Annotated in this window: 23 protein-coding genes; 11 read left to right on the top strand and 12 right to left on the bottom strand. The window is 36.9% G+C overall.

All coding sequences use genetic code 11. The features are described 5' to 3' along the window. Positions 1-8 precede the first annotated feature (8 nt). A complete protein-coding gene (locus APB85_RS07920) occupies positions 9-302 on the bottom strand; it encodes a DUF2752 domain-containing protein (RefSeq protein ID WP_057481095.1) in 294 nt (97 codons plus the stop codon). A gap of 2 nt (positions 303-304) precedes the next feature. Next, positions 305-2,050 carry a T9SS type A sorting domain-containing protein gene (locus tag APB85_RS07925; protein WP_146035375.1) on the bottom strand — a complete coding sequence of 582 codons (1,746 nt, stop codon included), beginning with the start codon at positions 2,048-2,050 and terminating at the stop codon, positions 305-307. Between the two features lie 76 nt (positions 2,051-2,126). Here APB85_RS07925 and APB85_RS07930 point away from each other — a divergent pair, with 76 nt between their 5' ends. Then, positions 2,127-2,324 (top strand): hypothetical protein, encoded by a 198-nt coding sequence (locus tag APB85_RS07930; protein ID WP_057481097.1) that lies wholly within the window; start codon positions 2,127-2,129, stop codon positions 2,322-2,324. After that, a complete protein-coding gene (locus APB85_RS07935; RefSeq protein ID WP_057481098.1) occupies positions 2,324-2,869 on the top strand; it encodes a Smr/MutS family protein in 546 nt (181 codons plus the stop codon). Before APB85_RS07930 ends, APB85_RS07935 begins: the two co-directional genes overlap by 1 nt. Here the strand turns inward: APB85_RS07935 and APB85_RS07940 are convergent. Then, on the bottom strand, positions 2,866-3,915 hold the full coding sequence (locus tag APB85_RS07940; RefSeq protein ID WP_057481099.1) for a hypothetical protein: 1,050 nt from the start codon (positions 3,913-3,915) through the stop codon (positions 2,866-2,868). The two genes, APB85_RS07935 and APB85_RS07940, sit on opposite strands and share 4 nt — an antisense overlap. A gap of 97 nt (positions 3,916-4,012) precedes the next feature. On the opposite strand from APB85_RS07940, the gene APB85_RS07945 reads away from it, so the two are divergent. The 3 genes from APB85_RS07945 to mtaB all read left to right on the top strand — a co-directional run bounded on the left by APB85_RS07945 (position 4,013) and on the right by mtaB (position 7,393). Beyond that, positions 4,013-5,161 (top strand): cysteine desulfurase family protein, encoded by a 1,149-nt coding sequence (locus APB85_RS07945; RefSeq protein ID WP_057481100.1) that lies wholly within the window; start codon positions 4,013-4,015, stop codon positions 5,159-5,161. A 99-nt stretch (positions 5,162-5,260) separates the two neighbouring features. Then, the gene (locus APB85_RS07950) at positions 5,261-5,710 is read left to right on the top strand and encodes an OsmC family protein (protein ID WP_057481101.1); all 450 of its coding nucleotides are present in this window, start codon (positions 5,261-5,263) and stop codon (positions 5,708-5,710) included. Positions 5,711-6,061: 351 nt separating this feature from the next. Then, the gene (gene mtaB, locus APB85_RS07955; protein WP_057481102.1) at positions 6,062-7,393 is read left to right on the top strand and encodes a tRNA (N(6)-L-threonylcarbamoyladenosine(37)-C(2))-methylthiotransferase MtaB; all 1,332 of its coding nucleotides are present in this window, start codon (positions 6,062-6,064) and stop codon (positions 7,391-7,393) included. Here mtaB and APB85_RS07960 read toward each other — a convergent pair. Further along, a complete protein-coding gene (locus tag APB85_RS07960; protein ID WP_057481103.1) occupies positions 7,390-7,692 on the bottom strand; it encodes a GNAT family N-acetyltransferase in 303 nt (100 codons plus the stop codon). The genes mtaB and APB85_RS07960 overlap by 4 nt on opposite strands. 278 nt (positions 7,693-7,970) lie before the next feature. On the opposite strand from APB85_RS07960, the gene APB85_RS07965 reads away from it, so the two are divergent. Genes APB85_RS07965 through cls form a run of 3 tightly spaced genes read left to right on the top strand, consistent with a single transcriptional unit; the run spans position 7,971 to position 11,100 of the window. Then, positions 7,971-8,666, top strand: a complete 696-nt coding sequence (locus APB85_RS07965; RefSeq protein ID WP_057481104.1) for an alpha/beta fold hydrolase — start codon at positions 7,971-7,973, stop codon at positions 8,664-8,666. 10 nt (positions 8,667-8,676) lie between these two features. Further along, a complete protein-coding gene (locus tag APB85_RS07970) occupies positions 8,677-9,636 on the top strand; it encodes a lytic transglycosylase domain-containing protein (RefSeq protein ID WP_057481105.1) in 960 nt (319 codons plus the stop codon). After that, entirely contained in the window at positions 9,637-11,100 is a 1,464-nt protein-coding gene (cls, locus tag APB85_RS07975; RefSeq protein WP_057481106.1) for a cardiolipin synthase, read from the top strand. A 65-nt stretch (positions 11,101-11,165) separates the two neighbouring features. Here the strand turns inward: cls and APB85_RS07980 are convergent, their stop codons facing one another. Next, a complete protein-coding gene (locus tag APB85_RS07980; RefSeq protein WP_057481107.1) occupies positions 11,166-11,879 on the bottom strand; it encodes a TlpA family protein disulfide reductase in 714 nt (237 codons plus the stop codon). Positions 11,880-12,018: 139 nt separating this feature from the next. Then, the gene (locus APB85_RS07985; RefSeq protein ID WP_057481108.1) at positions 12,019-12,534 is read right to left on the bottom strand and encodes a hypothetical protein; all 516 of its coding nucleotides are present in this window, start codon (positions 12,532-12,534) and stop codon (positions 12,019-12,021) included. 154 nt (positions 12,535-12,688) lie between these two features. Here APB85_RS07985 and rpmH point away from each other — a divergent pair, with 154 nt between their 5' ends. From rpmH to APB85_RS08000, 3 genes are all read left to right on the top strand, one after another. After that, entirely contained in the window at positions 12,689-12,847 is a 159-nt protein-coding gene (rpmH, locus tag APB85_RS07990; protein WP_075327124.1) for a 50S ribosomal protein L34, read from the top strand. 109 nt (positions 12,848-12,956) lie between these two features. Beyond that, on the top strand, positions 12,957-15,809 hold the full coding sequence (carB, locus tag APB85_RS07995; protein ID WP_057481109.1) for a carbamoyl-phosphate synthase large subunit: 2,853 nt from the start codon (positions 12,957-12,959) through the stop codon (positions 15,807-15,809). A 206-nt stretch (positions 15,810-16,015) separates the two neighbouring features. Next, positions 16,016-16,408, top strand: coding sequence for a DUF423 domain-containing protein (locus APB85_RS08000; RefSeq protein WP_057481110.1), 393 nt, complete (start codon positions 16,016-16,018; stop codon positions 16,406-16,408). 153 nt (positions 16,409-16,561) lie between these two features. Here APB85_RS08000 and APB85_RS08005 read toward each other — a convergent pair whose 3' ends face one another. The 6 genes from APB85_RS08005 to APB85_RS08030 form a co-directional block, all read right to left on the bottom strand. Beyond that, entirely contained in the window at positions 16,562-17,536 is a 975-nt protein-coding gene (locus APB85_RS08005) for a bile acid:sodium symporter family protein (protein WP_057481111.1), read from the bottom strand. A gap of 8 nt (positions 17,537-17,544) precedes the next feature. Next, a complete protein-coding gene (locus APB85_RS08010) occupies positions 17,545-18,087 on the bottom strand; it encodes an acyl-CoA thioesterase (protein ID WP_057481112.1) in 543 nt (180 codons plus the stop codon). A 3-nt stretch (positions 18,088-18,090) separates the two neighbouring features. Beyond that, positions 18,091-18,459: a hypothetical protein gene (locus APB85_RS08015; RefSeq protein ID WP_057481113.1), complete on the bottom strand. Its 369-nt coding sequence runs from the start codon at positions 18,457-18,459 to the stop codon at positions 18,091-18,093. Between the two features lie 6 nt (positions 18,460-18,465). Next, on the bottom strand, positions 18,466-19,608 hold the full coding sequence (locus APB85_RS08020) for a serine hydrolase domain-containing protein (protein WP_057481114.1): 1,143 nt from the start codon (positions 19,606-19,608) through the stop codon (positions 18,466-18,468). Between the two features lies 1 nt (position 19,609). Continuing rightward, complete coding sequence (locus tag APB85_RS08025; RefSeq protein ID WP_057481115.1) at positions 19,610-21,019, bottom strand: DNA recombination protein RmuC; 1,410 nt, start codon at positions 21,017-21,019, stop codon at positions 19,610-19,612. A gap of 93 nt (positions 21,020-21,112) precedes the next feature. After that, complete coding sequence (locus tag APB85_RS08030) at positions 21,113-22,084, bottom strand: endo alpha-1,4 polygalactosaminidase (protein ID WP_063870573.1); 972 nt, start codon at positions 22,082-22,084, stop codon at positions 21,113-21,115. Positions 22,085-22,257: the final 173 nt, after the last annotated feature.

The following is a 22,257-nucleotide window of genomic DNA, read 5'->3' on the forward strand; positions in this document are numbered from 1 at the left end:
GGTTTGGTTTATTGGGTTAGTTGTAAATAAGTGTTCATTTTTATTAAATAGCTTATAAGCATTACCGCACCGCTAAAAATGATGAGTGCAATTTTTATCTGAAAATCATACCTGAATTTCACAAATAGATTTAAAATTAGAAAAGCGAGTAAAATTAAAATAGGATAGATTCCTGGAAACATATAAAAAGCCTGGCTAAATTCTGCTTTAAAAATCAGTAATAATGCACGTTGCCCACCGCAACCAAAACAATCTACCCCGGTGAGGCTTTTGTTAAGACATGGCAACATAAATTCTTCCATAACTAATTTTTGATGCTAATTTTACTGGTGAATTCAAGGTTTTTAGAAGAAATAATTTTTACGATATAGATCGCATCCTGTAATCCCGAAGTGGGTAAATTATGTTTGGTACTTCCAATGGCTATTGTTTTATTATATATCATTTGTCCGTTAAGATCGTATAGCAATATTTGTTTTAAATCAGATTTTACCATTTGTATCTCCAGTTGCGATTTTAAATTGTTTTGCACAATCAGCGCGTCAGGAAATAAAAAATCCAATTCCTCTTCAGTGGTTTCGGGCAGGAGATCGTCTTCCTTTTCCTGTATAAAGCTAATAAAAAATCGATTACTATAATTTCCTTTTTCCAGATCTATAGAAAATTCATTTAGATTTAATTGGTTATAAGTTTCTAATTCGGCATCAAAAAGAAAGATATTTTCATCTTCAAAATCTCTCAAATCGTCTAAACTGAAAGTTAATTTTGAAGCTTCAATTAAATTTATAAATAGCGGGATTTTATCATTTTTTCTGAAAGGCCTAACCTGGATGTTATAAAAAGCTTCCGCAATATTCCAACCTGCATCATTTTCTAAAACTCCGTAAATTTTTGCATCCATAGCCCAATCTTCTTCCCTGGAAGAATCTTCACGGAAGGCTAACAAAAGTGGTCGCGTATATAAATCGTTGAAACCTACATTGAGTTTTAATAGTGGAATCTCGCTTTTTTGCTGATTTTTAAATTCTGAAGTTTGCGAGTTTTCTTTCTGAAACCTTCGTTGAGAATTTATAAAATGAATATAACCATCACTCTTTCCGTTAAGCATAAAAGCCTGCCCAATGGGGCTGTACTCCCGCGCTATTGGTGCACCATTTCCTCCTGAATTTCCAGTTTCATCACCGCCGCCATTATAGGTTTTAAAAACTGCCGGCGCGTATGCATTTGCACCCGGCGAGTAAGAACCATAACCGCCTTCATAATCTTTTAAATAATGCGAGTCACCGTTATCTCTGGAGTCCCAGAAATAAGCGATTCCCGTACTTGCCGGATTTTCGAATAAAAAGCTTTGTAAATGAAGTGCAGAAGGATAGGGATTACCTACTAAAACACTTTTTTCATTTTTAATAGGTACTTTTATTTCTCCGTCATTCGGTAGACCTCTAAAATCATAGCGTTGCTTGTTTCCCGGGTTGTTTTCTACTCCATTTATAATCGTGTGATCGCTACCGTTTACCCCTTTCATAGTAAAACCTTCCCCTGGTGCTACATCAAAATTAACTCCCACGTGCTGCCAGTCAGTGTACTCACTTCCCGAGTATTTGTAAATCCAGCGGCGGGAAATTTTTAAAGGATTCGCATTCCCTTCTAAATCGTTTGTAACGAGAGCAGATTTACTTCTGGTTGGTGTTTTGGGTTGAAAGATCACCGCTCCAAATTGATTGGCGCTTATATTATCTGTAATCGGCAGCGCCCAGTAGTTATAATCAAAAGCATTAGAGGTGCCTTCCTGGAAAACGGAGAGCCAACCATTACCCGAATTTTTATTAGTGCTTTTTTCACCTTGCAATAATTGTGATTCCTTTCGCAAGTAGATACTGGCTTCGGTATGAGGAGAATTATTCTTTTTTAGCGAAATATCGTCTTCAACATATAGAAACCGGTCACTAAGATAGATATAAGAATCCCCGGTTATGGAAGGAGAAATATACAATTGCGCATTTCCGTGGTAAAAAGATAAAATAAAAGCTAAGAAGTAAATTTGCCTCATAATTCCTGTAACTTTGCTGGAAATACAAGAACCGTTATTTTTAACAGCTTTAAAATAAGGGATAACAGGTAAAAAAATGAACAATTCTCAAGTAATAAATACAATTTTGATAGTGCTTGGCGGCGGACTTTTAATCTATGCCATTGCTGCTGAAGGTGCTCACGCTTACTTTAAGATTATTGGTTTAATTACAATTATGTCAGGTCTTTATCGTGCAACCAATTTTTGGGTAGAGACAAAAGATGATCATAAAGAAGAAGAAAACAAAGAATAATGGAGCTGAAAAAAGGTGATAAAGTCGCGGTTTTAGATGATGTGCTGGAAGGTTATGTAATAAAAGCCGAAGCCGGAAAAGTTTATATTGAAACTACCGATGGTTTTGAAATGGAGTTTACCGAAGAGGAATTGGTGAAAATAGAAACGCCTATTGAAGCTCTATCTGAAGATGTAGATTTTGACAAGGTCTTAGCCGAAAAAAAGCTACCTCCAAAACCAAAGTCACAGCAAATTAAGCCGAAAGAAAGAAATCTACCACCAATGGAGGTAGACCTGCATATAGAAAAACTAACCAGGTCTTCCCGCGGAATGAGTAATTATGATATACTTAACCTGCAAATGGAAACCGCAAAAAGACAATTGGAGTTTGCAATAGGCAAACGAATTCAGAAAATTGTTTTTATTCACGGGGTAGGCGAGGGTGTGCTAAAAGCAGAACTCGATTTTTTTCTAGGCCGCTACGACAACCTAAAATTCTATGACGCCGATTACCAAAAATACGGTCTGGGCGCTACCGAAGTTTATATTTTTCAAAATGCTTAGTTAGTAGAGGTTTCTTCGGTTTCTTCCTCATTTTCCTCTTCTGCGTCTAGTAATTCTTGCTGACGGTTTGTTAGTAGTTCAAAAGGAATATTATTTACAACAAGTCTTCCTAAATTATAAGAGTCAAAACGAATGTCTTCACCGCTACCATCCTGGCGTATCAGGTTGAAATCACTTATTACTATATTGGATCTATAATCTCTTGTGATAGAGTGGTCTAATTGATTCTCGTGTTCAAAACTAATTTCGCTAAGTTCATCTTTGAGGTAATTAGCATCCCCATCATCGGCAATTATCAATAATCGTGGGCTTATATCTCCATCTTCCACATCAGATTGTCTTACTTCGTGGCGTGTTAAAACCCCATCATTATCATCATCAGGATCCAGGTAGTCTGGAATGCCATCTGTATCGGTATCTAAATACCCCTCATCTGTGACTGGCTCGCCAGGGTTTGCGTTCTCTTCGTCTATGGTTTCCACATTGTCATTATCGTCATCAATATCTAAATAATCAGGAATACCATCGCCGTCTGTATCCAGGTGATTTCCACCGTCAGGATCAAAACCTTCTACTTCATTTGGCACGTTATCGCCATCGGCATCGGCGTCCTCATTTAAGCCAAGATCGTTAAAACTGGTGGTTATCGTCACAGTTCCTCCGGCAGAAACATATTCCTCTAAAACTCTTGGCGAACCTGGCGGTACTCCCTGGCAAAAATAATCTCTTCCAGTTATTTCCCCATCGTAAATTCTGTAAACTAAACGGTTATCTTCTCCCGAAAGATTAATTTCTATAGGCTCATCATTTACATCTAAGGTTAGAATTCTTTGCGTAAGTGTATCGTTTAGTCTGTTATCATCTAATTCCAGAGACATCGATTCATACACATCTTCATTATTAACTACCCAAAGCACTTTTTTACCATCAATTTCGCATAAGTTTAGATTGCTGTCTTCCAGGTCAAAACTGGTTACGGTAATATCGCCATCGTCACAGGAGTAAAGCGCAAAAGAAAATAATAGGGCTGCAAAGATCTTTTTCATAGGTGTAAGTATATTCAAACTGAAACAAAAATAACGGAATTAAGAATTCTTAAGGCAGGTTCTTTTAAATAATTTTATTTCGTTTAATTTTGCAGCGATGAAAAATGTATACCTCGATTCTGCCGCAACCACGCAAATGCGTGATGAAGTAATTAACCGAATGACCTCTGTGATGAAAGAGGTTTACGGAAATCCTTCTTCTACCCATTCTTTTGGAAGATCTGCTAAATCTTTAATTGAGCAAGCGCGTAAAACCGTAGCCGGTTATTTGAATGTAAAAGCATCAGAAATAATCTTTACTTCTGGTGGTACCGAAGCCGATAATCTTGCTCTAAATTCAGCGGTACGTGATCTTGGTGTAAAAAGAATTATTACTTCAAAAATTGAGCACCACGCGGTTTTGTATACCGTAGAGCAACTTCAGGATTGTTTTGATGTTGAGGTAGTTTATGTTGATCTGGATTCCTGCGGAAATGTAAAAACATCACATTTAGAAGAATTGCTGAAAACTTCAGATAAAAAGACGCTGGTAAGCCTAATGCACGTAAATAACGAGATTGGGAATAAACTGGATATTAAGAAAGTTGGGGAGCTTTGTAAAGAACACGACGCCATTTTTCATTCAGATTGTGTACAATCGGTAGGTCATTATGATCTTGATTTTAGTGAAATCCCGGTAGATTTTACCGCGGTAAGCGCCCATAAATTTCATGGCCCAAAAGGCGTGGGATTCGCTTTTATTAGAAAAAACAGCGGATTAAAACCACTTATTTTTGGCGGAGAGCAGGAGCGTGGCCATCGTGCAGGCACAGAAGGGGTTCATAATATTGTAGGCCTGGAAGAAGCTTTAAAACTATCTTTAGATAATTTAGCCGAAGAAAAAGCCTATATAAGTGATCTAAAAGCTCATTTTATTTCGAAACTAAAAGCTGAAATTCCCGGGGTAAAATTCAACGGAGAATGTTCCGATCTTGAAAAAAGCACCTATACGCTGGTAAATGTTTGCTTGCCGGTGCCCGAGGATAAAGCGCTAATGCTTTTATTTCAATTAGATCTAAAAGGCATTGCCTGTTCTAAAGGAAGTGCCTGCCAAAGCGGTAGTGATAAAGGTTCGCACGTGTTAAATGCATTTTTAGAGGAAGAAGACCTTAAAAAACCATCGGTACGTTTTTCATTTTCGCGGTTTAATACCAAAGAAGAGCTGGACTACGTGATAAAAACACTTAAAGAGTTTATTGAATCTTAAAGTCTTTTCTGAAGCTGACCTGAGTCATATTTTATAGATTTTAATCGCTGTTACTTTGTAGCATTAATTATCCGTTTCCGGGTTTAAATTTATAAAGTAATGGCAGATAATCACGAATACCAGGTAGACCTAACCTGGAAAGAAGACCGAAAAGGAGAAGTTTCCTCTCCAGAATTGACCGATACTATTGAAACCGCAACTCCTCCAGATTTCCCTAAAGGAATGCCCAACATTTGGTCTCCGGAACATTTTCTGGTTGCCGCGGTAGAAAGCTGTTTGATGACCACTTTCCTGGCTATTGCTGAGAATTCTAAACTGGAGTTTATCAGTTTTAAGTCTACGGCAATAGGAAAATTGGATAAGGTTGAAGGGAAATTTCAAATGACAGAAATAATCCTAAAACCGATTTTGGAAATCACCGACGAGAATAATGCAGAAAGAGCAAAACGCATCATAGAAAAGAGCGAAAAAGCCTGTTTGATCTCCAATTCTATCAAAACCAAAATTACTCTGGAATCTGAGATCGTATTTGCTTCTGTAGGAGTATAGTGATTTTATCGTCATTGCGATCCTGATGATAATAGGGAGAAGCCATCTTTTGTTGTCCGTCATTGCGAGCGAGGCACTAGCGCGGCAATTTTTTGTTTCGAGGCGATCCTATCAAAAAAAAACAGAATTATTCAAGCACAGATTGTCACGTTGGCTATCACCTCCCCGGAATGACAACTTAACTACAAACCGAAAGCCGTTAACCGACAACTAATAACTCATAACTGAGAACTGAGAACTGAGAACTGAGAACTGAGAACCGAAATCAAAACAATGTTTTCCTAAAACAATAATTGTTGGTATCTTTGCAGCCCTAAAAATCGTTTAACTTCTACAGAAACAGGCAGGTGTATGAATACTAAGAAGGTCGCATTTTATACCTTGGGTTGCAAACTCAATTTTTCAGAAACTTCTACCATTGCAAGATCTTTTAAAGATGAAGGTTTTAAGCGTGTGGAATTCAATGAAGAGGCTGATATCTATGTGATCAATACCTGTTCGGTTACCGAGAATGCCGATAAACGCTTTAAAACCATCGTAAAGCAAGCGCAGAAAGTGAACGAAGATGCGTTTGTGATTGCCGTGGGTTGCTATGCGCAATTGAAACCGGAAGAACTTGCCGATGTAGATGGAGTAGACCTAGTGCTTGGAGCGACTGAAAAATTTAAGATCACCGATTACCTTAACGATCTTTCTAAAAACGATATGGGGGAAGTTCATTCCTGCGAAATTGATGAAGCCGATTTTTACGTAGGCGCTTATTCTATAGGAGACAGAACCCGCGCATTTTTAAAGGTGCAGGATGGTTGTGATTATAAATGTACGTATTGCACCATTCCGTTGGCTCGTGGAATTTCCCGAAGCGATAAACTGGAAAATGTATTGATTAATGCCGCTGAAATTTCAGCAAAAGGAATTAAGGAAATTGTACTTACCGGAGTAAATATTGGAGATTACGGAAAAGGAGAATTCGGCAATAAAAAGCACGAACATACTTTTCTTGATCTGGTGAAAGCTTTAGATGAGGTAAACGGTATTGAACGTCTAAGAATCTCTTCTATTGAACCTAATCTACTGAAAAACGAAACCATAGATTTTGTATCCGATAGTAATACATTTGTGCCTCATTTTCATATTCCATTACAAAGTGGAAGTGACGCCTTGCTTAAATTGATGAAGCGTCGTTATATGAGTTCGCTTTATACCGATAGGGTAGCGCAAATTAAGCGAGTTATGCCCAATGCCTGTATTGGTGTTGATGTTATTGTTGGCTTTCCCGGCGAAACCGAAGAACACTTCCTGGAAACCTATAATTATTTAAATGAATTAGATATTTCTTACCTGCACGTTTTTACTTATTCTGAGCGCGATAACACCCCGGCAGCAGAAATGGAAGGTGTGGTTCCTACTAAAGTTAGAAAAAAGCGTAGCAAAATGTTGCGTGGCCTTTCAGCTAAAAAGAGAAGGGCGTTCTACGAAAGTCAGCTAGGAAATACCTGTACCGTACTTTTTGAAGGGGAAAATAAAGAAGGATACATTCACGGCTTTACAGAAAACTATGTAAAGGTGAAAGCACCCTGGGATCCTGCATTGGTAAATACACTTCATCAAATAGAACTGACTTCAATTGACGAAGATGGAATGGTTAGGTTTGAATTTGCTTCAGAAAAAGTAGCGGTTTAAATATTTATTCCTACCGGTAAAAGGTCTTTATATTTTCTTCTGTTTTTGCGCATAAATTTTGCAACGTCTGGACTGGTAGGCATTACGCGGGTATTTCGATCTTTAATTTCTTCTAAAACCGCTTCAATAAAAACTTCCATGTAACCCTGTTCCTTTAGCGATTCAGGCATAAAAACCTTCGTAAGGAATATTTTTCGTTCCTGTTGTGAGTATTCTATTGTGGCAAGTTGCTCCTTTATTGTGGTTTCAAATTGTCTTAAGAACTCATTATCGGTAATTATAATCTCTTCAGCATTCATCATTTCTCTTTTTTCTGTTATAAACCTTTAAGACAGCATATTTTATCGCCAATAACGATATAGATTAGCTAGTAAATTTTTTTTTGGAGGGTTATCGTAAAGGTAGTTAAATAAAGCCTTCGTAACTGAAATATTAGCAGTAATAGGTAAAATTAAAGGCTTTAAAAATTTGTCCATTATTTTTAATCTTTCAATTGTGAAAGCCAAATAAATAGCAGTAATTTTGATAAGTAAATTTACGGCTTTAGGCTAGTTTGTAGTGTTATATACTTGTTAAAATGACTGAAGAGAAGGAGTTGATTCATGTTTATTTTATGCCGGGAATGGCTGCAAATTCATCCATTTTTGAGAATATTAAACTTCCGGAAGATCATTTTAAAATGCATTTTTTAGAATGGATTATTCCCCAAAGAGATGAAAGCCTGAAAAGTTATGCTCTCCGTATGAATAAATATGTAAAGCACGAAAATGTAGTCTTGATCGGAGTATCATTTGGCGGGGTTATTGTGCAGGAAATGGCAAAGAGTCTTGACCTAAAAAGGCTTATCATTATTTCTAGCGTAAAATGTAGAGAAGAATTGCCGAGGCGTATGCGATACGCCGCCAGTACAGGTTTATTTAAACTTATACCTACAAGTTTGTTAGATTATGTAGATCATTTTGAAAAAATTGCGGTAGGAGATTTTATAAAGAAAAGGGCAAAACTTTACCGGCAGTATCTTTCAGTTAGAAATCAGCGTTATCTGGATTGGGCCATAAAAAATATGGTTTTATGGAATTGCCCCAAAGCCCGGGAAGGGATTATTCATATCCACGGGGATAAAGATGAGATCTTCCCGATTAAATATATTTCAGATTGTATTACAGTAAAAAACGGTACCCATATAATGATTTTAAATCGCTATCGTTGGTTTAATAAGTACTTGCCCCAATTAATACTTTTAGGAAAAATAGAAGAAGAAAATAAAAAATAAATTAATTGCTATGAAAATTTTAAAATCTGCTTTAGTAATAGTAGGACTATTTACTATCGTGTTTATTAGTATACAGGCTACCCAACAGTCGCCTGATGGTAGTGATGAGAAAGCATCTGAAACTTCCGAAAGCACGAAAAAAGACCGGCCGGTAAAAGATTATAATATTTATGCACTTCCCATGCCAGAAAACGTAAATTTTGCCGGGGAAGAAGTGCCTTTGGATGATCCGGATATTTACGAGAGAATGGATAGGGAATTACTGGTAAATACTTATTGGCAATCTAATGCGCTGCTTTTAATTAAGCGTGCAAATAAATACTTTCCAATCATTGAACCTATTTTGAAGGAAGAAGGCGTGCCAGATGATTTTAAATACCTGGCTGTAATTGAAAGCGGTTTAACCCAGGCGGTTTCTCCTGCGGGGGCCAGGGGATTTTGGCAAATTATGGAAGGTACCGGGAAAGATTACGGACTGGAAATTAATGATAATGTAGACGAACGTTACCATATTGAAAAGTCTACCCGTGTAGCAGCCGATTACCTTAAAAAATCTAAAGAAAAATTTGGGAGCTGGACAATGGCGGCGGCGGCCTACAATGCCGGGAATAGAGGTGTTGAAAGACAGTTGGAGCGCCAAAAGGTTGATGATTACTATGAATTACTGCTTGGAGAAGAAACAGGTAGATATATGTTCAGGATCCTGGCTTTAAAAGAAATTTTAAGCAACCCGCATCAGTACGGATTTAATTTTGAGGACAAACATCTTTATAAAAACATCCCCACTAAAACCGTTAAAGTTGATACAGTAGTAAATGATTTTGCCGATTTTGCGAAACATTTTGATATCAACTATAAGATTTTAAAAATTCATAATCCCTGGCTAAGAGAAGCGCATTTAAACAATGCCTCGCGAAGAGAATATGAAATCAAGATTCCTGAAAAAGATACTTATACCGCTGTGAAATAAATGGATTACTTCCTGGATAATATTTGGTGGATCTTGTTATCTGCCAATTTTCTAATCGTTCTTATAACGGCCGGTTATGAATTAATGCATTTTAGGGAGCCTGTAAAAAGTATTTCCTTAATTTTTGCTCTTTTTGTCTTACCTGTAATAGGCCTTTTGGTCTACTACTTTTTTGCCCAGGAATTTAGGAAAAGCAAGTTATTTAATAGGAAGAAGCTTTACGACCAGAAGATCATTCAGCGTTGGGAAAATGAATTAATGCTTAATGAAAAAGATCTGGAAAATATAGATCGGGATTGTATTGAGCAGAAAATGAAACTGGTTCGTTTACTTCAAAATAATCAGAAAAAGCCGGTAACTTTTCATAATAAAGTCCGTGTCCTTATAAATGGTGAAAATAAGTTCTCAGCCTTATTTGAGGATATTAAAAATGCAAAGCATCATATTCATATTGAATATTACATTATTAATAGTGGAAGAATAGGAAATCGACTAATTTTATTGCTTTGTGAGAAAGCTGAAGAAGGAGTGAAAGTACGGGTTAGTTACGATTATGTAGCAAGCAGGCTTTCGGGTAAAGCGGTAAAGAAAATGAAGTCTTGCGGAATCGAGGTTTATCCGTTTATGCCGGTATGGTTTCCAAATCTTACTCGTAAATTAAATTACCGAAATCATCGAAAAATGGCAATAATTGATGGGAAGATTGGTTTTATTGGGGGCATAAACATTTGCGATGAATATGTGAATTTTGAAGAAAATCCCACTGAAAAATTGTTTTGGCGAGACACGCATTTAAGAATTGAAGGTCATGCAGTGAAATCTTTACAGGCCCAGTTTCTTTTGAACTTTAATTTCATAAGTGGGAAGGAACTAAAAGTTGAAGAAAATTTCTTTCCAAAGATAGATCTACCGGAAAAGACTGCAGTGCAAATTGCAGCCAGCGGCCCCGATACCGATTGGCAGAATATAATGGAAGCTATTCTTACCGCCATTAATACTGCCGATGAATATATTTATATCACTACGCCTTATTTTATTCCCAACAACCAAATTCTTACGGCACTTTGTATGGCGAGTAGAATAGGGGTGGAGGTGAAAATAATTATCCCCGAAATAGGAGATTCTGTGATTGCGCGTTATGCTACTAATTCTTATATCGAACAATTACTGGAATCTGGAGTGCAGGTTTTCCATTATCATAAAGGAATGGTTCACGCCAAAACTATGGTGGTAGATGGAGTTTTAACCAGTATAGGTTCGTGTAATCTCGATAACCGTAGTTTTGATATTAATTTTGAAATCAATGCTTTTCTTTATGACAAAGAGGTTGCCCAAGAAATGACTGAAGTTTATAAAAAAGACCTGAAGGAAACTACAGAGCTAATTTTAGCAGATTGGATGCAGCGACCTGCTTTGGAAAAAATAAGGGAAGCTCTCGCCCGACTTTGGGCACCGCTACTATAGAGTACCCTTTTTATCTAAACTAAAAATGATTTCTGTAATTAATCTATGGAATTAGTAAAAAAGAATTATTCCGGGGAGATACCGTTGAATTGCACGGGGATGTTATTTTGTGAATTCCCGATTAGATTATCGGTGATCGCTGAATTGATCGCTTCATAATTAAGTTGGAAAGACTCTTCCTTAGAGATGTTGTAAGGATGAAATACACTTCTTTTAATATTCATAATCTGTTTGTTACCCGCAATTAAATAGCAGGTTGGCAGCCCTAGTGAATGTTTCATGTTCTCTACCACATAAGAATGTTTGTTGGTGTTTTCATCTACATACAAGACCTTTATATGAGAATTGAATTGTTTAGATAGTTCTTTAGCAGTTTCTCTCTTATCCCAGAATAACATTACAAAATCTATTCTATCCTGGTATTTTTCTGCCAGTTCATTAAGGGCGGGTATTTCTCCTTTCCCGGGGATGCACCACGAAGCGTATGTTAGTAGGTAAACGGGTTTTTTAAAATCATATAGCGCAACTTCTTTTCCTCTAAGATTTAAGAATTTAAAGTTATCTAAATAAGTTCCTTTCAGTTTAGTTTTTACCAGTGTATCGAATAGATTTTCAGCTTTTTCAAATTCCCGGTGCCTGTAGGCTGCTTTCGCTTCTTTATTATACTTAGGTAGGTGCATAACAAGTGCATCAGAGAAAAAAAGCTTGTCGCTTTTCTCTGTTTGGGCTTGAATATTTAAGCCAAAAATTATAAAAAAGAGGAGTAAAAATCTCTTCATGCACTTTGTTTCAATATATCAAAACAAAGATAGTTCAGAAGAAAGGAGCATTGAAATATTATCGTTAAGGGGTCAATATTTCGGCTAAAAGTTTTTGAATTATCAACAAAAGCAGAAATTAACTAAAATTATCTTAAAATTAAATTTTCTTCATTTGTTGCTTCATCATCTTTATCTGGTCCTTTAGCATCCCGTGCTTATCCAGCTTTTTAGCTTCGGCTAATAAATTGGTGGCTTCTCTTTTTCGGCGTTTGGTCATCGCGATTCCGGCAAGGTTAAGCTTAGCCATTGCTAAATCCTGGTCCATTGCCAAGCCTAGTTTAATCGCACGTTTAAAGAATTTTTCGGCCTGCGTAATATTAGTTTGAGAAACCATTAGCCCATGTAGATACCAATAGTAACCCTGCTGTTTTTGGGTAAGTGCAGTTTCCGGATTTTTTATTTTATCCAACCATTTCTTTGCACCCGGGAAATCTTGTTTTCTTAGTCGTAAGAAAGCAAGTAATATCATTTCGTTTTTAAAATACAGAAACACAAAAATTAAGGAAAGTAAAATGAACATAATGCCATTACCAATATTTCCTTCTATAAACTGCCAAATGGCAAGGCCTAAAACCGCTCCCGCTAAAACTAACTTGATATTCTTATTAAACATATAATGCATTTATTTTGGAAGCGGCAAAGGTAAGAAAAACAATTAAAAATAATTTAAATTACCTCTTGTAATAGTTAAAAAGCTTTGTATATTTGCACGCAGTTTTACAGAGAGCTATAAAAACGATTATTCAGAAGATTTAAAGATATTTAAAATGAAAAGAACGTTTCAACCATCCAAGAGAAAAAGAAAAAACAAGCACGGTTTTCGAGAAAGAATGGCTAGTGCAAACGGAAGAAAAGTCCTCGCTAGAAGAAGGGCTAAAGGCAGAAAGAAAATATCAGTCTCTTCTGAAAACAGACATAAGCACTAATGAGAATTAGGTTTTAAAATATTTAAAGGTGTTACTTTCTTAGTAACGCCTTTTTTTATATCCAAACGCTTCCTTACTTTTATGTTTAATATGCTACAATCCACGAAAAATGCCTAAAAACAACAACCTTAAAAGTATCCTGATTATTGGCTCCGGGCCTATTATTATTGGTCAGGCCTGCGAATTTGATTATGCCGGAACTCAATCCTTACGTTCGTTACGCGAAGATGGGATAGAAACTATCCTGCTTAATTCCAATCCGGCAACGATAATGACAGATCCGTCTATGGCAGATCACGTTTATCTAAAACCTTTAACTACCAAGTCTATTGTTGAAATCCTTAAAAAGCATCCTAATATAGATGCTGTTTTGCCAACAATGGGAGGGCAAACAGCGCTAAACCTATGTATTGAAGCCGATGAAAAAGGAATTTGGGAAGATTTTGGGATCAAATTAATTGGTGTAGATATAGACGCGATCAATATTACCGAAGATCGCGAGAAGTTTAAGCAGCTTATGGGTAAAATTGGAATTCCCGTAGCTCCTGCTAAAACTGTAACTTCTTATCTTCAGGGAAAAGAGGTTGCGCAAGAATTTGGTTTTCCTTTAGTAATTAGAGCCTCTTTTACTTTAGGTGGAAGTGGAGCTTCTTTTGTACACGGCCCCGAAGAGTTTGATGAAATGCTTACCTATGGATTAGAAGCTTCTCCAATTCACGAGGTATTAATCGATAAAGCACTTTTAGGCTGGAAAGAGTATGAATTAGAACTGCTAAGAGATAAGAACGATAATGTGGTAATTATTTGTTCTATAGAAAATATGGATCCTATGGGAATCCATACCGGAGATTCGATTACCGTAGCACCAGCAATGACTTTAAGTGATACCACGTACCAGCGTATGCGTGATATGGCTATAAAAATGATGCGTAGCATTGGTGATTTTGCCGGTGGCTGTAATGTGCAGTTTGCGGTAAGTCCAGATGAAAAAGAAGACATTATTGCGATAGAAATTAACCCAAGGGTTTCCAGGTCTTCGGCTTTGGCTTCTAAGGCAACAGGATATCCAATTGCGAAAATTGCAACAAAACTGGCAATTGGTTATAACTTAGATGAACTGGAAAACCAGATCACTAAATCTACTTCAGCTTTATTCGAACCTTCTTTAGATTATGTGATCGTTAAAATTCCGCGATGGAATTTCGATAAATTTGAAGGCGCAGATCGAACTTTAGGACTGCAAATGAAATCTGTAGGAGAGGTGATGGGAATTGGACGTTCTTTCCAGGAAGCACTTCATAAAGCCACCCAATCACTTGAGATTAAAAGAAACGGACTTGGAGCTGACGGAAAAAGCTATACCAAGTACGACGAAATTATAGAAAAACTTACTTACCCAAGCTGGGATCGCGTATTTGTGATCTACGATGCAATTCAGGCGGGAATCCCGCTTAGCCGCATTCACGAGATCACTAAAATAGATATGTGGTTCTTGCGCCAGTACGAAGAGCTTTATGCTTTAGATGTAGAGATCTCTAAATTTGATAAAGAGTCATTACCTAAAGACTTGTTACTCGAAGCAAAACAAAAAGGTTTTGCAGATAGGCAAATAGCTCATATGCTGGACTGTTTAGAAAGCGAAGTTTACAATAAGCGTGTTGATTTAGGAATAAACCGGGTGTATAAACTGGTGGATACCTGTGCAGCTGAATTTAAAGCGGAAACACCTTATTACTACTCAACCTTTGAAGCTGAAATTGAAACTCCAGATGGTAAACGTTATGTAGATGACGAAAGCAAGGTGAGTGACAGGAAAAAAATTGTAGTACTTGGTTCTGGGCCAAACAGAATAGGCCAGGGAATTGAGTTTGATTATAGTTGTGTTCACGGGGTTTTAGCCGCTTCAGAATGCGGTTACGAAACCATAATGATCAACTGTAATCCAGAAACGGTATCTACCGATTTTGATGTGGCCGATAAACTTTATTTCGAACCTGTTTTCTGGGAGCATATTTATGATATAATTCGCCACGAAAAACCTGAAGGAGTAATCGTGCAGCTGGGAGGTCAAACTGCTTTAAAACTTGCAGAAAAACTAGATCGCTACGGAATTAAAATTATGGGAACCAGTTATGAAGCTTTAGATCTTGCTGAAGATCGCGGAAGCTTCTCGAAACTGCTTCAGGATAACGATATTCCTTACCCTGAGTTTGGAACTGCAGAAACTGCAGATGAAGCTCTTGCACTAGCCGATGAGCTTGATTTTCCAATTTTGGTAAGGCCTTCTTATGTGTTAGGTGGCCAGGGAATGAAGATCGTGATCAATAAAGATGAGCTGGAAGAAACCGTAGTAGATCTTTTAAGAAAAATTCCGAATAATAAATTATTGTTGGATCATTATTTAGATGGCGCTATAGAAGCTGAAGCTGATGCGATTTGTGATGGGGAAGATGTTCACATTATTGGAATAATGGAGCATATTGAACCTTGCGGAATTCACTCTGGAGATTCTAATGCTCTGCTACCTCCTTTTAATCTTGGAGACCTGGTAATGGAACAAATTAAAGACCATACCCGTAAGATCGCTTTAGCCCTTAACACAGTTGGTTTGATCAATATCCAGTTTGCGATTAAGGACGATATGGTGTATATCATTGAAGCCAATCCAAGAGCATCCAGAACGGTTCCATTTATCGCGAAGGCTTATAAAGAATCTTATGTGAACTACGCAACCAAAGTGATGCTAGGTGAGAAGAAAATTAAAGATTTTAAATTTAATCCGCAGTTAGAAGGTTACGCGATAAAACAACCGGTATTTTCTTTCAATAAGTTTCATAAGGTGAACAAGCAACTTGGACCCGAAATGAAAAGTACAGGAGAAAGTATTCTATTTATTGACAGTTTGCGAGACGATGAATTTTACGACCTGTACAGTAGAAGAAAAATGTATTTAAGTAAATAAGGTTTAGTATTTAAAGAATAGGCTTTTTTCGTCAAGCTGGACTTGTTTCAGCTTCTAGCATCTTTGAATTATCAACATCTTAGATTCTGAAATAAATTCAGAATGACGAATTATTCAGCCTCCAAATCAAAAAACCTACAAGGTGTTTAAACTTTGTAGGTTTTTCTAACTTAAATAAATAACTCTCAGGATTTTAATTATAACTAATGAAAGAAATTGTTCTCATAATTGGAGGAATCTACGGCACTTTGGCCGTTGTTTTTGGAGCTTTTGGAGCCCATGCTTTAAAAAAGCGTTTTTCTGAAGATCAGCTAAAAAGTTTTGAAACAGGAGTGAAATACCAAATGTATCACGCCATTATGCTTATAATTTCCGGAATTGTTTTTCCGTTTATTGGGGTTTCCCAGCAGCTTATTGCCTGGTTTTTTATAATTGGGATATTCCTGTTCTCCTTTAGTATTTATGGCTTAACACTAAGCGCTTCTGCCGGAAAAAAGATAAAGATTTTAGGACCAATCACTCCGCTTGGTGGACTTTTGCTTATTCTGGGCTGGATATTTTTTACTATAAATATTGCTGAAATTGCAAGCTATCTGTAAATATTTTAAAATTTAAACTTCACCCTGAAATTGATTCAGGGCTTACTTCGAAATTTATTCGGAGGTCTAATTTAATGATATCTCCATTATTGAGTAAATCGTCATGCTGAACTTGTTTCAGCATCTAACAAGAATCAACCTAAAAACTTACATCTAAGCAGTATTTTCTAAAGTTTCCGCTTTCAAAACCCGCTTTTTATATTTTTCCGCATAAAAAGCGATCAATAGTAATTGTAGGGAATGATAGATCATAATAGGCAAAAGCAAAAGTCCTGTATTTGCTGAATTTCCAAAGATCACTTTTACCATTACCGAACCGTGAACCAGCGATTTTTTAGTGCCGCAGAATTGAGCGGTTATTTTATCTTTTAAACTGAAACCTAAAAAATTACAGACTAAACCGAGTCCAAAATATACTACGAAGAATAGTAAAATAACTATGGCGGTTAATTTTAACAAATCCTGGGTTTCTACGCTGCTAAATATGTTGGATGAGAAAGAGTTACTAAAGCTGGAGTAAACAATTAGTATAATTGTTGTTTTATCTAGTAAGCCTAATTTTTTGCCGTGTTTTCGGGCAAAATCACCAAGAAATTTCTGCAGTATTAATCCCAGAATTAACGGAATAATTATCTGCCAGCATAATTTTATAAGGACATCTAAAAATTCAAAATCGGCGCTTCCACTAAGAAAAAAACTCAACCAAATGGGTGTTGCGACTATCCCGATGAGTCCCGAAAGGCTGGCGTTAAAAATAGCGGTTGGCAGATTACCTTTAGCCAGAGAAACCATAACGATAGAAGAGGAGACCGTGGAAGGGAGAGTTCCAAGGAAAAACAAAGCGATCCATAGATCTGAACCTGTTCCGTCTTCAAAAAGAGGTAAACAAAGCAAGGTTAGCAATGGAAAAGCCACAAATGTGGCCAACTGGATCACAATATGAACTTTATAATTTAAAAAGCCTAATTTGAATTCTGCGGGAGATAATTTTAATCCGTAGAAGAAGAAGATAAAACCAATCCCAATATCGGTGATGGTTTTAAGCGGCAAGAGTACAAATCCTTCAGGAAAAAAATAAGCGATGATTATCGCTAAAAATATTGCCGCTATAAACCCGTTAAATTTCAATGGCTCGTTTACTTTTCGATTTTCACCTTATAATTTTCCAGTAAATGCACATATTCTTCCGAAGAAAAATCGGTTTCATTGAACTCCTTTTTTCGATTCAATGTCATTTTATTACGTTTTATGCTTTTTGCAAAACGCCGTATATCGTGATCGTTAGTGAGAATTAGCCCCGGGACCTTTAAAGACTTTCCATCTTCATCTTTGGCTACCATCGTGAAATAGGAAGAATTACAATGTTTTATCTCGCCGGTTCTAATATTTTCTGCTTCAACGCGAATTCCAATTACCATAGAACTATTACCCACGTAATTTACCGAAGCCTTCATCGTTACCAATTCGCCAATTTCTATAGGTTTTAGGAAATCTACGGTATCAACACTAGCTGTTACACAATAGGCGCCAGAGTGCTTAGATGCGCAGGCAAAAGCAATACGGTCCATAAGAGACAGCACATAACCTCCGTGAATTTTTCCGTTGAAATTTGAATGGGAAGGCAACATTAATTCTGAAATGTCTACCTGGGAATCTTTTACTTGTTTAAATTGAGTCATAGTTTATCTATCTCTAAAGTGAGGGGATTGAGCTTCTTCTACTTCGGTTATAAAATATTTGGTATCGCCCCAAAAGAAAAAGGTGGCGTAGCGCTCCATATATTTAAGCCTTACGTAATTGCCTTCGTTTTCCCGTAAGGCTTCAATAGCTTCCTTATTATTATCTAAAACTGAAAATTGAAAGATCTGAGCGCCGCTAATTCCCTGGCTTATTTCGCCTTCCCAGGTTTTAGAAATAACCCCTTTTTTACTGAATTTTATAAGTTCACCACTTCTTGTACCCTCACTGTAAGGCACAAAATAGATAAAGGCAAACCAGGCTATAAACAGTAATACTATTACTCCCAGAATGCTAAAAAGCGTTTTTTTCATATTTGTTTAATTATAAATTTTTTGAACAAATTCTTCTATTTTAGAAGGTTCCAGCCAACGAGTAACAATAACCAGTTTTTCTTTACGATCTACAATAATAAAATTTCCGCCGAAACCTGCCGCATAAAAAATGTCTTTATCTATATTCTTCCAATGGCGTGGGCCATCGACATTAAGCCACCACATATAACCATAGTTCTTATTTGGAATAGAAGGCTGTACTGCTTCTTCAATAAGTTTTTCTGAAATTAATTGTTTGCCATCCCAGTTACCGTTATTCATAAATAACAAACCAAAACGTGCCATATCTTCGGTATTGATAAACATTCCGCCACCGGAATGCCCGCCACCGCTAACCGATTGCATTTTGAAACCGTCTATAGTAGTCCAGGAATTTTCGTAACCAAACCAGCGCCAGGTGGAGGAGGCATTAATAGGATCCATAATTTTTTGTTTTAAAACGCTGGGAAGAGGTTTTCTAAAAACGTTAAGTAAAGAATATGCAAGCACATTCACCCGAACATCGTTATATTTAAAATGCGTTCCAGGTTCATTGAGCTCTCGATTTCGCCAATCATCTATTCCGCCTTCTTTTGGTGGTCTATCGGCCCAGTCGTAAGAACCCCAAAGTTCTCCGCTCCAATCGGAGTTTTGTTGGAGTAAATTTTTCCAGGTAATTTTGGAATTATGTTCACCTTCAAAAGTATCGTCCCATACGTAATTGATCACAGGATCTTCAACATCTGCAATCAGGTTTTCGTCTAAAGCGAGCAGAGCGGTGGTAGAAAGGAAGCTTTTGGTAACGCTAAAAGTCATATCTACCCGTTTTGTATCTCCCCATTTTGCGACCAGGTAGCCGTTTTTTAAAATTATTCCCGCCGGGCCACCACGTCTTTTTGTTGGGCCTAAAATTTCGTGATAGGGTTCGTGTTGAAATCCTTTTAGAATAGCCTGCCGTAAATCTTTTGATTCTGAATATTCGTTTGCTTCAGCGAACTCCACAGCATCAGTGAAATCTAAATTGTAAGCAGCCGTGTCTTTTTCCTGCCAGGCTCCACCCGGCGGGAAATATATTTCCTGGGCAGAAATACTCAGCGTAAAAAAACTGATTAGTAAAAGCTTGATAACTGATTTTATAACTGTTTCCATATTAATTCATGGATTTATTTTCTTCTATTTCCTCTTCTTTATCCATTGCTGATAGCATTTTAGGATCAATTTGTTTACTGGCCTTGGCGCCTAGTTTTTTGAGTTTTTCTACTCTACGAAGTAAATTTCCTTTCCCGGTAAGCTTTTTCATGGCGCTTTCGTAAGAATTTTGAACCGTTCCCAGTTGCCTGCCAATTTTCGTGAGTTCTTCGGTTAAGGCAGTAAAAGAATCGTATAAAGCTCCGGCCTGGGTTGCAATAGCAATGGCGTTCTGCTTTTGTTTCTCGTTTTGCCACATACTGTCTATGGTTTTTAAAACTGCTAACAGGGTAGTGGGCGTAACAATAATAATATTCTTGTCAAAAGCTTCAGAATATAAGCCCGGGTATTCGTTGGAAGCTACAGCAAATGCGGCTTCAATTGGTATAAAAAGCAGGACGAAATCGGGACTTTCCATTTGGTATAACTGGTGGTAGTTTTTGCCACCCAGTTCGTTTACTCGATTTCGAATAGCGGTAAGATGATTTTTTAAATGTTGTTTTCTTTGAGTTTCTTCGGTTTCGTTACTGTAGCGTTCGTAGGCGTTTAGCGAAACTTTAGAATCTACGATCATCTTTTTGTCGCCCGGGAGATTAATTACCACATCTGGCAAAACTCGTTTACCGTCGGCATTGGTAAAACTTTGCTGTACGCTATATTCACTACCTTTTTGCAGGCCGCTGCGTTCCAGCACCCGTTCCAATATCATTTCTCCCCAATTTCCCTGGGTTTTGGTGTCGCCTTTAAGTGCTTTGGTAAGGTTTGTGGCTTCTTTGCTCATTTGCTCGTTGAGCTCTTTTAAACCAATTATTTGCTGGCGCAGCATCGCGTGGCGGTCTATGCTTTCTTTATTTCCTTCTTCAATGCGTTTTTCAAAATGCAGAATCTTTTCCTGTAATGGATTTAATATATTCTGAATATTCTCTTTATTCTGAAGGGTGAATTTTTCAGATTTTTGCTCGAGGATCTTGTTGGCCAGGTTTTCAAATTCTTTTTCAAATTTTTCCTGAAGTTGTTCAACTTCGGCTTTTTGCTCTTTATTTTTAAGCTCCAGATTTTCAAATTCAGCATTCCTTTTAGTGAGTTCGGTGCTTAAAAAATCTTTTTCGCGGCGTATTTCTTCCCGTTCTTTTTCTAGTTTTTCGGTTTGAAGTTGTGCGCTATTTTTTAAGTCTAAAACTTCAGATTTGAAATTGTTTAAATTGCTGGATAACTGATTATTAAGTTCTTTTACCTGTAGTGATAGTTGATTATTTTTTTCCTGTAAAACAGCTTCGGTGTTTTTGCTTTTTAAACCTGAAATAAGTTTTCCGAAGTAGAGTCCAACAATAAGAGCCGCAAAAATTAAAGCGATGAGTAGATAATCGTTCATTGAGAAATAGCAGTTTTCTCAAAGATACTTATTTGCTGGAATTGTTCTAAAAATCCAGGCTTAGTTTGGTGGAAAATTTAATGCCGACGCGAATTATTTTTTCGCTTCAAAATATTGAAAAGCGTCTATAATATCCAGATAAACACCGTCAAAATTGGCATTTACAATTTTACTTAGGTAAGAGTTTTCATTTCTGTAAATGAGATTTTTCCAATCCTGGTTCCAATAGGCTATCTTAAAATTGCCCGCCCAGTGTGGGTTTTCCTCTACCAACCAGTCAGGTTGATTGCTGTTCCAGGTTTCGTCCCAGTAATATCGGTAATCTTCTGCTTCTCCGATAGACATATAGGCGATTACAAGTCGATCACCGCCGTTCTTCTTCTTTTTTAGCTGCTGGATTTCTTCAGCGGTAAAAGTGTCTTCGTTAAAAAATAGATCTAAAATGATAAGGTCATAATTGGTAAAAGCAAGTTCAGAAATAAGTTCCTGTTTGCTAGGATATTCAGCATAATTAAGAATGTATAGAAAGTTTTTAACCTTTGAAAGCTTATTGATATCTGCTTTGTTTTCGTTAAAAATTGGAGCGCCGGGGATGATATCTAATTCTCTTCTGGGCGATGCAAAAGAAATATAATTATTCTCTTCATTAAGATTGTAGGAATGCTCTATGAATTCCGGAGTTTTACAATAATCTGTTACCAGTACTTTTTTACCACTGTTTTTAGCCGAATCCAGGTGTTTTTTTAAATAAGTATTATCTGGAGTGGGTGTAGGTTTATTGAATTCGGGATAACCATAAAAGAGGTCTTCCTGTCCCACGGCGTCTATTGCGTTTAAATAATCTACAGCGGGTAGCTCGTTTTCCTCAAATATAAGTTCGATTCCATTTTGAGGAATAACCAGAAAATTCGAATTTTCAGCTTTTGCAGTTTCACTTATTTCAATCACTAAACTCCGCATTTGATGACGATAATCTATTTTGTCTTCCATATCCTGTGCGGTATTTTCCTGGCAGGAAAACAATAAACAGCACAGAATCAAGCAGGGGAAACGGAGTAAATTCATTTAACTATTCAAATTTCACACAAAGGTATATGAAATTGAAAAATGATAATTTTTTGATTTGATAAATTTTTATCTTAAAGACTATATTTTTTTAGTCTAAAAGGTGTTTCATTTAAAATTCTTCAATTGAAATACTACATTTTAGAAATTTTGAGCTAGAAGTTGTCAAGTAT

Source organism: Salegentibacter mishustinae (genome assembly GCF_002900095.1).
Classification (GTDB): domain Bacteria; phylum Bacteroidota; class Bacteroidia; order Flavobacteriales; family Flavobacteriaceae; genus Salegentibacter; species Salegentibacter mishustinae.